Source organism: Prolixibacter denitrificans (genome assembly GCF_003014495.1).
GTDB classification, from domain to species: domain Bacteria; phylum Bacteroidota; class Bacteroidia; order Bacteroidales; family Prolixibacteraceae; genus Prolixibacter; species Prolixibacter denitrificans.
On the sequence record NZ_PYGC01000020.1, the window covers coordinates 1 to 14,728 of the forward strand.

Annotated in this window: 13 protein-coding genes; all 13 read left to right on the forward strand. The window is 42.5% G+C overall.

What is annotated here, in order from left to right; all coding sequences use genetic code 11:
- Positions 1-458: 458 nt before the first annotated feature.
- The 13 genes from CLV93_RS19670 (at position 459) to CLV93_RS20585 (ending at position 14,314) form a co-directional block, all read left to right on the forward strand.
- A complete protein-coding gene (locus CLV93_RS19670) occupies positions 459-872 on the forward strand; it encodes a Fur family transcriptional regulator (protein ID WP_106543947.1) in 414 nt (137 codons plus the stop codon).
- A gap of 71 nt (positions 873-943) precedes the next feature.
- Positions 944-1,342 carry a hypothetical protein gene (locus CLV93_RS20160; protein WP_146142096.1) on the forward strand — a complete coding sequence of 133 codons (399 nt, stop codon included), beginning with the start codon at positions 944-946 and terminating at the stop codon, positions 1,340-1,342.
- 190 nt (positions 1,343-1,532) lie between these two features.
- Positions 1,533-2,984 (forward strand): IS5 family transposase, encoded by a 1,452-nt coding sequence (locus CLV93_RS19675; RefSeq protein ID WP_106543948.1) that lies wholly within the window; start codon positions 1,533-1,535, stop codon positions 2,982-2,984.
- 43 nt (positions 2,985-3,027) lie between these two features.
- Positions 3,028-3,498, forward strand: a complete 471-nt coding sequence (locus CLV93_RS19680; protein ID WP_106543949.1) for a hypothetical protein — start codon at positions 3,028-3,030, stop codon at positions 3,496-3,498.
- 27 nt (positions 3,499-3,525) lie between these two features.
- A complete protein-coding gene (locus CLV93_RS19685) occupies positions 3,526-4,791 on the forward strand; it encodes a TolC family protein (RefSeq protein ID WP_106543950.1) in 1,266 nt (421 codons plus the stop codon).
- Between the two features lie 15 nt (positions 4,792-4,806).
- Positions 4,807-6,006: an efflux RND transporter periplasmic adaptor subunit gene (locus CLV93_RS19690; protein WP_106543951.1), complete on the forward strand. Its 1,200-nt coding sequence runs from the start codon at positions 4,807-4,809 to the stop codon at positions 6,004-6,006.
- Positions 6,007-6,037: 31 nt separating this feature from the next.
- Complete coding sequence (locus CLV93_RS19695; protein ID WP_106543952.1) at positions 6,038-9,148, forward strand: efflux RND transporter permease subunit; 3,111 nt, start codon at positions 6,038-6,040, stop codon at positions 9,146-9,148.
- A 28-nt stretch (positions 9,149-9,176) separates the two neighbouring features.
- The gene (locus CLV93_RS19700) at positions 9,177-9,512 is read left to right on the forward strand and encodes a P-II family nitrogen regulator (RefSeq protein ID WP_106543953.1); all 336 of its coding nucleotides are present in this window, start codon (positions 9,177-9,179) and stop codon (positions 9,510-9,512) included.
- A 7-nt stretch (positions 9,513-9,519) separates the two neighbouring features.
- On the forward strand, positions 9,520-9,930 hold the full coding sequence (locus CLV93_RS19705; protein ID WP_106543954.1) for a zinc-ribbon domain-containing protein: 411 nt from the start codon (positions 9,520-9,522) through the stop codon (positions 9,928-9,930).
- A 67-nt stretch (positions 9,931-9,997) separates the two neighbouring features.
- Entirely contained in the window at positions 9,998-10,768 is a 771-nt protein-coding gene (locus CLV93_RS19710) for an AlbA family DNA-binding domain-containing protein (RefSeq protein ID WP_246187264.1), read from the forward strand.
- 33 nt (positions 10,769-10,801) lie between these two features.
- Complete coding sequence (locus tag CLV93_RS19715) at positions 10,802-13,306, forward strand: heavy metal translocating P-type ATPase (protein WP_106543956.1); 2,505 nt, start codon at positions 10,802-10,804, stop codon at positions 13,304-13,306.
- Between the two features lie 4 nt (positions 13,307-13,310).
- Entirely contained in the window at positions 13,311-14,105 is a 795-nt protein-coding gene (locus CLV93_RS19720) for a cation efflux transmembrane domain-containing protein (protein WP_106543957.1), read from the forward strand.
- On the forward strand, positions 14,105-14,314 hold the full coding sequence (locus CLV93_RS20585; RefSeq protein ID WP_106543958.1) for a GDCCVxC domain-containing (seleno)protein: 210 nt from the start codon (positions 14,105-14,107) through the stop codon (positions 14,312-14,314). Before CLV93_RS19720 ends, CLV93_RS20585 begins: the two co-directional genes overlap by 1 nt.
- Positions 14,315-14,728 lie beyond the last annotated feature (414 nt).

A 14,728-nucleotide genomic window follows, 5' to 3' on the forward strand; every position in this document is an offset into this window, starting at 1 on the left:
ACTACACTTATTGTTTAGTCCCGGAAAAATTGTATTTTCCAATTTTATCCGGAACTTACAAGTAAGTGTGCACATGCTCATGCTGGGCACACACACGGTATATAAAACATTTGGCGGATAGTGCTGATTTTAAGGGTAGTACATTTAATAAACATCGCAACGGTTTGATAGGAAATTGCTTTGAAATGCCAAACGTTTCATATACCCATCCGTTAGCAACAAGGCGAAAAAAAATGTGCAATTATGAAAAGTCGGTGCAAATTTGGAGGAATTTATTTTGTTTTTTTCTCCCCCCCCAAAAAAAAGAAGAACAAGGGAAACCCCGACCCACATTGCAGCACATTTCCAAGCCCCCACAAGCCAACGCCCAAACCAAAGGCTTGTAAAAGAGCTGCAATTTTGCTCACGCACCCCTGCTAAATTGTTACTTTTGAGCTATTAAAAAATGACCCGACATAATGAAAAAGAATATTGACAATCAACTCCAATCCAGAAACATCAAACCAACTGCCATGCGCCAGTTGGTTTTAAAGGTACTGACCGACCAAAAAACTGCCATAAGTTTACCGGAATTGGAAAACAAATTTGAAAAGGCGGACAAGACCACATTATACCGTACACTAAAAACCTTTGAAGAAAACAAACTTATCCATAGCATCGATGACGGAACAGGTTCGGTTAAATATGCTTTGTGCCGGGAAACCTGTGAATGCCACCCCGAAGACCTTCATGTTCATTTTTTATGTGCCGTTTGTGGACAGACTTATTGCCTCCCTGACATACCCGTTCCCAAAATTAATTTACCGGCAAAATTTCAGCTCGAAAGCGTAAATATGGTTGTGAAAGGAGTTTGCTCAAATTGTAGAAAATAACTTTGCAACCCGGTTGCATAAACTTTTTTTATACCTTTGCCGTTGTGTAATTGATTAATATATAGAAATAGGTGAATTTAAAAGGACAACATATAGGAAGAATATTTACCTTTTTGGCCGGGCTGATTATTTTGGCTCATACTGTTGTGCAGCACCATCACCATTTTGAGATTACGCACTCATCAGAAGAGGAATCAGCCAATGAAACTCCTGTTCAGGGGCAAAATCCAGAAAAACCAGATTCCCATTGCCATGCATTTAATGTTCTGGTGTCGGAAAAGACAAGCACTTCATCTTTAAATAATTCTTTATCCGACCATTTCAATTTCCCCCTTGCGGGAATCATTGTTCAAATTGAAATTCCGCCTGTAACAGACATTACCACGACTATTTGTGGCAATCATTCCATTTTTATAAAACAATTTTTCTTTACCGCTCACTCACTCCGCGGCCCCCCTGTAAACGCTTAACTTTTGTTTGAGTTAACGGACTGGCAAACAAGCTAGTCATAATGTCTTACTTAGGGTCTACTGAAAAAGTCTTTACACATTGATTTGTTGATAACTAGGCAGCTTTTATCCAAATCTTAGCCACTGGTTTTTGTACATTTAGGGCTCAAACCCTTGCACTTATGATTCGCGTTACCGTACCAACAGACAAATGAAAATATGGGAGTTTAAAACTCCGTTTCAGATGAATCTTGATCCCAACAACCGATGGGTTGTTCTGGCGCAACGACTGCCCTGGGATACCATGGCCGGTCTCTATCTGTCAAAGATGCATTCCACCATGGGCGCTCCGACCGTGGATGCGCGTATTGTGATAGGGGCAGTGATTATCAAGCATAAGCTGAATCTGTCTGACCAGGAGACTATCGCTACGATACAGGAGAATGTCTACATGCAATACTTTCTGGGCCTGGAAGCCTATACACCGGATAAGGTATTTGATTCCAGTCTTTTTGTCAAAATACGGGAACGTTTGGGAGCAGCGGATTTTGACCAATTTGTGCAGGAGTTGATCCGGATGGAACAAGAGGCGGGAAAGAAGCGTGCCGGAAAGCAGGAAAATGATAATGAGCAGCCCCCCACTCACCAGGGTTCACTGAAAGTGGATGCTACGGTGGCCGATGCAGAGATAAAGTATCCGACCGATCTGGATCTACTGAATGGCTCACGGGAGAAGAGTGAAGAATTGATCGACCAGCTGAGTAAGTTGCTACCCAACCAAATTAAGCCCCGGACCTACCGGCGTGTTGCCCGAAAAGAGTACCTGAAGGTAGCCCTGAAGAAGCGCAAAAGCAGAAAAGTTCTCCGCCAGGGGATACGCCGGCAGCTGCAGTACCTGCGACGAAACCTGGGGCATATTGACCGTCTTCAGGAACAGCTCACAGACAAGGGACTGGCCCGGAGAGAATATGATTATCTGGAGGTTATTCGCCGGGTTTACAGTCAACAGCGGGAGATGTACCGTCAAGAGAAAAACAGCTGTGCCCATCGCATTGTGAGTATCCATCAGCCGCATGTACGACCTATCGTTCGGGGCAAAGCTAAAGCCAGGGTAGAGTTTGGAGCTAAACTGGGAGTGAGCCTGTGGAACGGTTATGCCCGTATTGACCGGATAAGCTGGGAGGCGTATAATGAAGCGGAAGATTTGAAAACACAGGTAGAGCGATACCGGGAACTAATGGGGTACTATCCCGAACGGGTGCTGGCCGACAAGATCTACCTGAACCGGGAAAACAGGGAGTGGCTCAAAAAGCTCAGGATACAGGTGGTTGGCAAGCCATTGGGCCGTCCATCGCGGTTTTCTCAAAGCAAGTCCGCCCGAAGAAAGCTGGCCCGTGAGATGGCCAAACGTAACCAGGTGGAAGGAAAATTTGGCGAAGGAAAACGGCGTTACCAACTCAACAAAATCAAGGCAAAATCAGCGCAAACAGCCGAATCATGGATAGGTGCCATCTTCCTGGTAATGAATCTGGCAAGGTGGAGCAGAACCTTTGCCTGGCTTTATGCCAGGATCACTATTTTTATCCGGGTAAGGATAGAAAATGATCGTCTCTCGGCAAATAACCGTATGAGCAAAACCTGTTTTTGTTTTGCCATTAACTGATTCACATATACTTTTTCAGTAAACCCTACTTAATCTTTTCGTCATGAAAAAGAAGAAGTTAAGCAAGCAACAATTGCGGGAAAAACAAAAAATCGAGAATAAAAGGTTTAATCGAAAACTTATTATCAGTTTCAGTTTACTGATGGTCGCAACAGTTTCTGTTCTTTCTTTTTACACCTATAAGTGCGATACCCGGTTTATGTATCACAAATGGGCCTGGTATGAAAAAGAAATTCCCGGCGAATGGGCTTGCACGAACGACGACGATTTACAGTTTCATAAATCTTCAAAAGTAGCCTATAAAAATAAGGTGTATTATTTCTGTAGCGAGGAATGTTTTGACCACCTTAAAGAGCACTTTAAAGAAGTTGCAATGGTTCCCGATGCTTTTTCGGGCGATTCAATCAACAAGGCCGATGCCTTAATCGGGTTAAAAGAAAAAGGAAAACCTGAATTGGTTTACTTTAAAAATAAACAAACGATGAACAAATATTATGAACAGAGAAATAAATAGAGTTTTAATAAATAAAATCAAAATGAAATGATAAACAGAATCAGTATTTTTTCACACAGGTTCAGGTTCATTGTAATATTCATGTTATTCCTGTCAATTCAAGGAATAGCTCAACAACAGGATACAACAATAACACTGGAAACTGCCGTTGAAATTGGTGTAAAGAATAACCTGGCAATCCTTGCTGCAGAAAAAGATGTGGCTGCCACTAAAGGAAAGGCAATCGCCGGCCTGGGAATTAAGGACCCGGAGGTTACCGGGGAATGGGATGAAATCCCTAAAGGAAGCGGGGTAAGTAATTATAATGTACGCAATATAACGATTTCTCAATCTATCGATTTTCCCACGAATTATATTCACCGGAAAAAGCGAGGTGATTTAGATATTGAGCGTTCACAAGTTATGCTCCGGGAAAGGAAGCTGGAATTACGCACCCAGATAGAAAAAGTTTATTACCAATTAGTAGGAAGCCGTGAACAAGTCAACATAATCAGGGAAAACATCAGTTTGGCCGAAAATTTTCTGGATGCCGCCCAAAAAAGGTATAACGCTGGGAAAGCCCCAATCTTAGAAGTAAAAAGGGCACAAATTGTTCTGTCAAACATTGAAAATGAATTAGCAGTGGCACAAAGCAATTATGAAAGTAATCAGGCGGATTTAAATGCCCTCCTGGCCTTTCCCGATGGAAAAAATGCCGTACCTGCCGATAGCTTAACGTATCGCTTATTGAATTTTAATTTAAATGATTTACTGCAACAGGCGATAGAAACGCATCCACTCTTATTAATTAATAAGCTTACGACCAATATAGCCGATAAAAATGTTAGCCTGGCCAAAGGCAGCTATTTACCCAAGATTACCGGTGGATATACGGTGCAAAAAATAGGGGGCAACAATTTTCGTGGTGTCGAAGCAGGGATAAGCATTCCACTGTGGGCTCCCTTCAACCAACGGGGGCAGGTAATGGAAAGCAAAGGGAACCTCGCTGCAACAAAATACAGGTCACAGAATGCAATACTAGTCCGTAAAGCTATGGTAAAAGGCGCTTACAACAAGGTTATTGCAGCCCAGGAACAGGTCAATAAATATTTAAGCAACCTGCTGCAACAATCAGAAGAGTTATATAAACTCACCCTGCGCAGCTACGAAGAAGGCAAGGTAGGTTACCTAAATGTACTTGATGCACAAAAATCTTATATAGATATTAACAAAAGTTATATCAACGCCCTTGCCAATTTTAAGATTCAAGTTGCTCATTTAGAATTTGAGACGAATCAAAATTTTGTACAATAAAAAAAGACAAAAACAATGAAAAAAATACTTTTAATTTTAATGGTGGGTATAGCCGCGATTTCAACTTCGTGTAATAACACACAAAAAGAGGACGAACATAATGAGCATTCCGCTGAAAAAACTTCAGTGAACGACGAAAATGCTGAAGAAGGGCATGGGCAGGAAGTTCATATTAACCCGGAACAATTGAAAGAAATGGGAATTGTTGTAGAACCCTTAAAAGGTGGACTGGTAAATTCAAAGATACAGCGTCCTGCCACGGTTCAATTTAACCCGGATAGAACCGCTAAAATGGGCCCCCGGATTTCTGCAAAGGTAGAGAAAGTGCTGGTTGACTTGGGCGATAATGTTTCAAAAGGACAAGCCCTGGCTTATTTAAGCAGCGTGGAGCTTGGGAAAATTAAAGCCAATTACATCAGCCAGTTAGCTCATTTTCAAACCAAAGAAAAAGCCTATCAGAGGGAGAAGAAACTTTACGGGGAAAAAATTAGCAGTGAAGCGGATTATTTACAGGCCAAAGCAGAATTTGAAAATGCCAGTGCTGACTTGAAATCCAGCAAGGCCACTCTGGAACTATTCGGAATTGATGCCGAGAACGTAGGCAACCAAGATTACCCGATATCATATTTTGTACTAAACTCCCCTCTTTCTGGTGTGGTGCAGGAACGAAACCTTTCGCCCGGGCAAACATTATCGCCAAATAGTACCCCCATACATATTGTAAATAACAGCGAAATGTGGGTTATGGTGGATGCTTATGAGCAGGATATTGCCTACGTTCAAACAGGACAGGCTATCAGCCTGACGATAAAAAGCCTGCCCGGTAAAGAATTTTCGGGCAAGATAGACTGGATATCCAATGCCCTTGACCCGGATTCAAGAACTTTAAAACTCAGGGCAGTAGTAAAGAATAAAAATGGCTTGTTAAAAGAAGGAATGTACGGAACAGCCGGTATTATCAATAACGAGGAATGGAAAAAACCCATCATTCCTGTGGATGCCGTTCAAAAGATAGAAAATGAACAAGTGGTGTTCATTCCAGGAGATGAAGAGGGTAGTTTTAAACCGGTGAAAGTAATTACCGGCAACGAAAACAACGGTTGGATAGAAATTGCGGGAAAAATAAAAATAGGTGAGCCGGTGGTTACTGCCGGGGCTTTTCACCTGATGTCAACAATAACATCAAGTACAAGAAGTGCTGCTCATGGCCATTAAAATATTTTTCAAATTTTAAAAGAATACAAATATGATAGATAAAATAATAAATATATCCTTAAAAAACCGCATCATTATCCTGTTGCTGGCAATAGCAGTAGGCGCTTTAGGGTATTGGTCGTACAAGAATGTTCCAATTGATGCTTTCCCCGATGTTACGCCACCTATGGTGCAAATATTTACTTCCAGCCCGGGTCTTTCGCCTGTGGATGTGGAAACGCAAATAAGTTACCCTGTGGAGATATCCATGTATGGATTGCCTAACGTGGAACGCGTGCAAAGCACTTCTATTTTCGGCCTTTCGAGGGTAAATGTATATTTTGAGGAAGGAACAGAAATTTATTTTGCCCGCCGTTTGGTGATGGAACGATTGCTAAAAGCCAAGGAATCGATACCCGAAGGACTTGGCACCCCTGAATTGGGGCCGCTTACTACCGGACTGGGACAGGTGTTAATGTACAGCTTGGAAGTAGATAAAGACACCAGTTATTCTTTAATGGAAATGCGTACAGTTCAGGACTGGATTATCAAACCGCGCATGCGTACGATTCCCGGGGTAACCGAAGTTTTGGGGATTGGAGGAGATGTTAAACAATTCCAGGTTAATGTTAATATGAATGCACTTTTGTCGCGTAACCTTACTATGGAAGAAGTCCGCGAGGCATTGATTTCAAATAACCGGAATATTGGCGCCTCATTTATTGAACGTGCCGGGGAAGAGTTCCTCGTACGGGGGTTTGGATGGATAAGACCTCATAATGAAGGTCTGGAAGATATCCGTAATATCCTCGTTTCTGAACAACACGGAACACCTGTTACTATCGGGCAAATAGCCACGGTTGAACACGGACCGGAAATAAAACGCGGGACTATGATTGCTAACGGTAAAGAAACCGTGGGTGGATTTGTACTCAAACTATGGGGGTCAAATACACAAGATATTCTCGATGGGATGGATAAACAAATCGCTTCTATCAATAGTTCCCTGCCAAAGGGCATGAAGTTGGTCCCATTTTATACCCAGGCTACATTAGTCGAAAAAGCGGTAGGAACGGTCACCTCTTCTTTGGGTATTGGAGCTGTTTTAGTGGTTATTGTACTTTTATTATTCCTGGGCAATGTGCGCTCTACCTTCATTGTGCTTATTTCCATCCCGGTTTCTGTACTCATTGCCTTTATAGGCCTCAAATCCGTTGGACTTACCGCCGACCTGATGAGCCTTGGAGGCTTGGCAATCGGTATCGGGATGATGGTGGACGGCTCCATTGTGGTGGTTGAAAATGTGATGCGCCATGTGAAAGATCAAAAACAAAAAGGCATAAAAATTTCGATGGTTAGGTTAGTTGGCGAAGCTACTCGCGAAGTGGGACGCCCCATTGTTTTTGCAGTCGCCATTATCATTCTTGTTTTTATTCCTTTATTCACGCTTCAAGGTACCGAAGGAAAGTTATTTAGCCCCATGGCATACTCCATTTCATTTGCCATGCTGGGAGCTTTGCTTGTGGCCATTACACTTACTCCGGTCATAACGAGTTATTTAATCAAAGAGAAAGCAAAAGATAGAGAACCCCGGTTTATTGGTTATCTCAGGAAGAAATATCGTGTATTTCTGAACAGGGCAATAAAACATCCTTTTATTGTGGTTGGCGTGGCTGTTGTCCTCTTGCTCGGTAGCTTAGCCATCGTCCCGTTTTTGGGAACCGAATTTGTGCCTACGCTCCGCGAAGGTGATATTGTTATTCGCTCCACCCTGCCCCCGGGAGCTAATTTGACAACAACAGTTGACTACGCCAAGAAAATACAAAAGTCAATATTGGATTTTCCTGAGGTAGAAGGAGCCTATGCACGTGTAGGGCGGGCAGAAATTGGCGGCGACCCCGAGCCGGTCAACGTGGTGATGACCATTATCCCGTTGCTACCACTGGACGAATGGGAATCGGGCAGGACTTACGAGGAATTGCAGTCGGCCATGGCAGAAAAATTAGAGAAGGAAGTGCCTGGCCTGGCCAATAACGTTTCCCAGCCCATTCAACTTAGGACAGATGAGCTGATGACGGGTATAAAAGCCCAGGTAGCAATCAGTATTTATGGCAGGGATTTGGATGAACTTAATGAAATTGGAGCTCAAATCCGGGATATAAGTAAAGAAACGCCCGGTGCCGTGGATGTGAAAATGCAACAGCAAAGCGGGAAACCACAAATAGAAATCACTCCGGACCGTGCCGAGTTGGCCCGATTGGGTGTTTCGGTAGATGAATTTTTTAATACCGTTGAAATGGCAATCGGCGGAAAAACTTCAGGGCAGGTATTCGAAGGAATCAGGCGGTTCAATATATACACCCGTTTGCAGGAAGACCAACGTAATAGGCTTGACTTAATTCGTGAGCTACCCATTAAAACAGCCAAAGGGAATGTAGTGCCTCTCGACCAGGTTGCAGACATAGCGGTTTTTGTAGGGCCTAAAATGATTTCAAGAAACAAGGCCAGCCGACGCATTTATGTGCAGTTAAACGTAAGAGGCCGCGATATGGGCAGTGTTGTTCAGGATATTCAGAATGCTGTGAAAAACGAAGTGGATATGCCGGCAGGCTATTTCGTGGAATATGGCGGACAATTTGAAAATCAGCAACGATCCATGAAACGCTTATCCGTTGTGGTCCCCATTACCTTTGCCCTTATCTTTTTAATGTTGTTTTTCGCGTTTGGCAGTCCCCGTTATGCATCTCTTATAATCTCCAATGTTCCTTTTGCATTATTGGGCGGTATCTTCGCATTGTTCATTTCAGGTCTCTACTTGTCTGTTCCTGCCGTGGTTGGATTTATAGCCGTATTTGGTATCGCCGTGCAAAACGGGGTGGTACTGGTAGATTATATTAATCAGCAGCGGGCTTCCGGGAAAGATATGCACGAAGCAATTCTTACCGGTTCAGAACACCGCTTACGACCGGTATTAATGACCGCAATGACCACTATACTTGGATTGTTACCTTTAATGCTGGCCAGTGATATCGGCTCCAATGTACAGCGTCCATTGGCAACGGTTGTTGTAGGAGGTTTGGTAACATCCACTTTGCTTACATTGGTCGTTTTACCGAGTATTTACAAATGGTTCTCTCCTCCTAGAAAAGGGGTTGAATTATAATAATTAATAAAAATTATAAGAATATATTATGAAACTAATAAAAGCATTGATTAGACGTAATATGGCAGATGAAGTAATTGATGCCATTGAAAACCTGCCCAAAACGCCGGGACTTACGGTTAGTGAAGTTCAGGGATGGGGTCATTCTAAAAATGGTAAAGGTGCAAAACTTACCGAAAGAGTTAAACTTGAAACGGTTGTTCCTGATGATCAATTGGAAACGGTATTGGATTGTTTGGTAAAATATGCCCGCACCGGTGAAGGACATTATGGCGACGGGCTAATATTTGTTTCCTCTGTGGATGAAGTCGTCCGTATCCGAAACGGACAAAGGGGAAATAGTGTTATTACCCATAAAGACTAAGAAGACCATGCCCGCGTGTTCCCAAAAAGAAGGAGCAAGCGGGCTGGTTATTGAGGCAGAAATGCAAAAGTTAGCAAAAGCCAAAGGAGGGAAATGTTTATCACCTGCTTACTTTAATAGCAAAGTGAAACTTCTCTGGCAATGCAGTTGCGGGCATCAATGGCTTGCAACTCCTTTTAGCATTAAAGTCAGGAACAGTTGGTGCCCGCAATGTGCGGGCAACCAACCTCTTGGAATGGAGGCCATGCATAAATTAGCTAAAGGAAAAGAAGGAATTTGTCTTTCAACCGGGTATGTAAACTGTAAAACAAAAATGTTGTGGCAATGTAAAAATGGTCATGAATTTAAATTAACACCCGATAATATAAAACAAGGCCGGTGGTGTCCGTATTGTCATATTTCTGGGTTTAACAGTTGAATGTAAAACTGCCGGGGAATATAAAACCTCATCAGATTATAAAATTTTTCATGAAAACATGTTTGATATGAAAAAATATTTTAAAAGTTTATTTATATGGCAGTTAATCGGAGGAGGATTCTTCATGCTTGTTTTAGCCCCCCTCTTAATTGCCACGTACCAATACGAATTGTCCGGTCATAAATCTTCGTTCCAGGATATTGTATCACATATTTACCAGGTCTATTTCCCACCCGAGGATATTGGAATTTTTTTTACTGATTTGGCCTTACTCATCGTAGGAATTGTCTTTGCCACAATTTTTTATCGTTACAAAATAAAGAAAAAGGGTAAGGCACCGGGCGCTACCGAAATTTTCAAATTAATCGAAAAAGGTGAAAATGAACGTGTAGAATTCAAATCATCGCTCAGGCATGACTACCGTCAGGTAAAAACCGATAAAAACCTGGAACATATAATTTTAAAATCAATAGCCGGATTTTTAAATGGTAAGGGTGGAACCCTGATTATCGGAGTTGATGATTATGGTGAAGTTTTAGGCCTTGCCAATGATTACTGGTCATTAAAAAAGAAAAACAAAGATGGGTTTGAGCAAAGGTTAATGCTCATTATTTCGAATGCCTTTGGCAAAGATATTTGCAGTAAAATACATGTATCATTCCATGAAATAAAAGATAAGGAAATATGTTCCTTATTCATTGAGCGCTCTAAACGTCCTGTTTACTTTAAAGACAATAATCAAACTGTTTTTTACTTACGGACAGGAAACGTAACCAATCCTCTTTCAACCAGTGAAACGGTTGAGTATTTACATTCGAAAAAATTAAAAAAGTTTTAAGTTTTTATCAGTAAATTAAAAAAGGGATGAATCATGAAAAAGTTACAAATAAGAATACCGCTTCTGCTATCCGAAGTACCTGACGAAAAAGACCAATGTGTTCAGGAGCTTATCTCACTGCTTCAGGAGCAAAAAGGACTGGAAAAAGTTCACGTTTCAGAAGCTGCTGAAAATGGCGTACCCCAGCTCTGTTTTCACTATGACCCGGAATTGATTTCCATTGACCGCGTACGTTCAATTGCCCGGCAAACCGGGGCGTCCATCACCGAAAAAACCGGGCACAAGCTCATCGGGGTAGAAGGCATCCGCCACCCGCGCCATGCGCGCAGTATCGAGCACAACCTGCTCAGCCTAAACGGCATAATTGAAGCATCGGTTTCTGCCTCGGGAATGGTACGGGCTGAATTCGACACAAAACAAGTTGATGAAGCAGAAATCGTGAAAGCATTACGAAAAGAAGGCCTCAGCATAACCGATACTGCTTTAAAAGCCGGGAAATATCTGAGCGGCATCAAAGAAACGGAAAAGCCTGAGAAAAAGCACACGCACGATAAAGAACCCGGGCACAAAGAAAAAGGAGAAGAACATGGACATGCGCATGGCGGCCTTTTGGGTAAAAATACAGAGTTGATTTTCTCCATTATTTGCGGAATATTGCTGGCCATTGGTTTCGGCCTCTCATTTGTTGATGCAGTCCCATCATGGGTCAGCCTGGCCTTGTACATCGGAGCGTATTTTTTTGGTGGTTTTTATACAGCCAAAGAAGCTATACAGACCGTTGCAAAAGGTGGGTTCGAAATTGATTTTCTCATGTTGGTGGCAGCCATAGGGGCAGCTATCCTGGGTGAATGGGCCGAAGGCGCTTTGTTGCTGTTCCTCTTTAGCATGGGGCACGCTCTGGAGCATTATGCCATGAACAAAGCCCGCAAATCAATCGCGGCTTTGGCCGACCTGGCGCCCAAAACAGCCCTGCGGAAAAAGAACGGGAAAACTGAAGAAGTAGGGATTGAAACCCTTGAAATTGGGGATATTATCGTGGTGCGGCCCAACAGTAAAATTTCGGCCGATGGTGTTGTGGTCAACGGCGAAAGCAGCGTGAACCAGGCCCCCATCACGGGCGAAAGTGTACCGGTAGATAAAATGCCTGTGGATGACCCGGAGAAGGACTACTCCAATGAAAAAGATATCAGTGATAAAAACAGGGTTTTCTCAGGTACTATCAATGGTAACAATACGTTGGAAGTTAAAGTTATAAAGGTAGCCAGCGATTCCACCCTCTCCCGTTTGGTAAAACTTGTAAATGAAGCCCAAACGCAGAAATCGCCAACACAACGGTTTACCGATAAATTCGAGAAATATTTTGTACCTGCCGTTTTGGGTTTGGTCGTGTTGTTGCTCGGGGCTTTTTTGGTCATTGATGAGAGTTTTAGCGACAGCTTTTACAGGGCTATGTCTGTTCTCGTTGCCGCCAGTCCTTGTGCGCTGGCCATTTCAACGCCCAGTGCTGTGTTGAGCGGGGTGGCACGCGCAGCCAAAAGCGGGGTGCTCATCAAAGGCGGGCGTCCTTTGGAAGACCTCGGCGTTTTAACTGCCCTGGCGTTCGATAAAACCGGGACTCTTACCGAAGGCAAACCCAAACTTACTCAGGTTGTTCCGCTGAACAACACCAGTGAGAATGAATTGCTGAAAATGACCATAGCCGTAGAAAACCTGAGCGACCACCCGTTGGCTAAGGCGGTGGTTAGGGACGGCAAAAAACGTTTGGAAGGAAATAGTATTCCCGAGGCCACAGATTTAGAAGCCGTTTTAGGAAAAGGTATTAAGGCAAGTCTGGGAAAAGAAAAAGTATATATAGGCAACCTGGAACTGTATGAAGCCCTCGATGATAAAAAACCTTCGGAAAAAATTGCGGAAAAAGTAAAAGCTCTCGAAGCCGAAGGGAACACCACCATGCTTGTTCGCCGGAATGACGAATATGTGGGCATCATCGCCTTAATGGACACACCGAGGGCAGAAGCAAAAAGCACGCTGGAACAATTAAAGAAACTCGGAATCAAACGCATGGTCATGCTCACAGGCGACAACCAAAAAGTGGCCGATGCCGTGGCCAAAGAAATAGGCCTGACCGATGCCTGGGGCAGCCTGTTGCCGGAGGAAAAAGTAGATGCCATAAAGAAATTGAAAGAAAAAGAATCAAAAGTAGCGATGGTAGGTGATGGGGTAAATGATGCCCCCGCAATGGTCCACAGCACCGTTGGCATAGCCATGGGTGCGGCCGGTTCGGATGTAGCACTCGAAACCGCTGATATTGCCCTAATGGGCGACAAACTGGAAACCCTTCCATTTGCTATTGGCCTGAGCAGAAAGGCAAAAGGTATAATAAAACAGAACCTTTGGATTAGCCTGGGTGTCGTAGCGATACTTATTCCTTCAACTATCCTTGGTTTGGCCAGCATTGGTATTGCCGTACTCATTCACGAAGGTTCAACCCTTGTTGTGGTATTTAATGCATTAAGATTATTGGCATACAAAAAATAATAATATGCAAAAGAGTTTATTTCACATTCCCAAAATGGATTGCCCTTCCGAGGAAGCCCTTATCAGGATGAAACTTGAAGGGCTTTCCGCTATTAAAAGTTTGGTGTTCGATATTGAAAACCGAAAACTCACCGTTTTTCATTCCGAAGAAAACCCGGAAATAGAAGAACGACTGAAAGAACTCAATTTAGGCGCTGAACACGAAGAAACAATTGTTGCCAAACAGGATGAATTCAAGGACAATTCATCAGTACTATCCAAACTCCTTTGGACGGTGCTGATAATCAATTTTGTTTTTTTTATTATTGAAATCACCACGGGTTTTATTTCTAAATCGATGGGATTGGTTGCCGATTCGTTGGATATGTTAGCCGATTCCTTTGTATATGGATTAAGCTTATGGGCAGTAGGCTCAACAGTTTTACGAAAAAAAAGAGTTGCTCGTCTAAGCGGTTACTTTCAACTATCATTAGCCCTTTTAGGTATAATAGAAGTAACCAGGCGGTTTATTGGTTCAGAAGCCATGCCTGATTATCGAATAATGATTGGCGTTTCAATCCTTGCATTAATAGCAAATGCAGCATGTTTATATATTCTACAAAAATCAAAAAGTAATGAAGCACACATGAAGGCAAGTATGATTTTTACCTCCAATGATGTTATAATAAATGGAGGTGTAATTCTTGCAGGGTTTTTGGTTTTACTTACTCAATCAAAGTATCCTGATTTGATAGTTGGTTCAATTGTGTTTTTGATTGTAGTAAGGGGTGCTTTTAGGTTACTAAAACTTGGAAAATAATGAAGCCAATTATTCTAAAGTCTATTATTACATGCCCGAAATGTCGTTTCCAAAAAGAAGAAACTATGCCTGATAATGCATGTCAATTCTTTTATGAATGTGAAAATTGCAAAAACCTATTAAAACCAAATACAGGTGACTGCTGTGTATATTGTTCGTATGGTTCGGTAAAATGCCCTTCGATTCAGAAGGATGAAAGTTGTTGCTAATTTTTTAATAAAATGGAAGTGTTAACTGAGTTCTAACAAAAAGTATTTTCGTTATATTTAACATTTAAATATTAGTGGAGTCCATCCCATTTGTAAGCACATTGGCAAGCCTCACGAGCCAACGCACAACCAAAGCTTGTCAAAGAGCTTACAAACCCAGCCCAGGTAACCACCTTTAAGGGCGGTTTTAGGATTGCCCTCCCTCAAAAAAAACAAAATAAATTTGTACTCCGTTGACAGTTTTGTGCAGATTGAAAAGATAGTTAATAAAACCTTAAATGACTGAAAGACAGACCGGAAGAATCAACGCCCAGTTGCTAATCGAGTAGACTGCCCCGCCAGCAGAAACTGACGGGGAAAGCCTCTCACACCACCGTACGTACGGGTCTCGTATACGGCGGTTCGTTAAATCAT

Excerpts from the sequence above, each read along its gene's own strand:
- CLV93_RS19705 (WP_106543954.1), top strand. The coding sequence starts at position 9,520 with ATGCCCGCGTGTTCCCAAAAAGAAGGAGCAAGCGGGCTGGTTATTGAG.
- CLV93_RS19680 (WP_106543949.1), top strand. The coding sequence starts at position 3,028 with ATGAAAAAGAAGAAGTTAAGCAAGCAACAATTGCGGGAAAAACAAAAA.
- CLV93_RS20585 (WP_106543958.1), top strand. The coding sequence starts at position 14,105 with ATGAAGCCAATTATTCTAAAGTCTATTATTACATGCCCGAAATGTCGT.
- CLV93_RS19710 (WP_246187264.1), top strand. The coding sequence starts at position 9,998 with ATGAAAAAATATTTTAAAAGTTTATTTATATGGCAGTTAATCGGAGGA.
- CLV93_RS19685 (WP_106543950.1), top strand. The coding sequence starts at position 3,526 with ATGATAAACAGAATCAGTATTTTTTCACACAGGTTCAGGTTCATTGTA.
- CLV93_RS19720 (WP_106543957.1), top strand. The coding sequence starts at position 13,311 with ATGCAAAAGAGTTTATTTCACATTCCCAAAATGGATTGCCCTTCCGAG.
- CLV93_RS19675 (WP_106543948.1), top strand. The coding sequence starts at position 1,533 with ATGAAAATATGGGAGTTTAAAACTCCGTTTCAGATGAATCTTGATCCC.
- CLV93_RS19715 (WP_106543956.1), top strand. The coding sequence starts at position 10,802 with ATGAAAAAGTTACAAATAAGAATACCGCTTCTGCTATCCGAAGTACCT.
- CLV93_RS19690 (WP_106543951.1), top strand. The coding sequence starts at position 4,807 with ATGAAAAAAATACTTTTAATTTTAATGGTGGGTATAGCCGCGATTTCA.
- CLV93_RS19700 (WP_106543953.1), top strand. The coding sequence starts at position 9,177 with ATGAAACTAATAAAAGCATTGATTAGACGTAATATGGCAGATGAAGTA.
- CLV93_RS19695 (WP_106543952.1), top strand. The coding sequence starts at position 6,038 with ATGATAGATAAAATAATAAATATATCCTTAAAAAACCGCATCATTATC.
- CLV93_RS19670 (WP_106543947.1), top strand. The coding sequence starts at position 459 with ATGAAAAAGAATATTGACAATCAACTCCAATCCAGAAACATCAAACCA.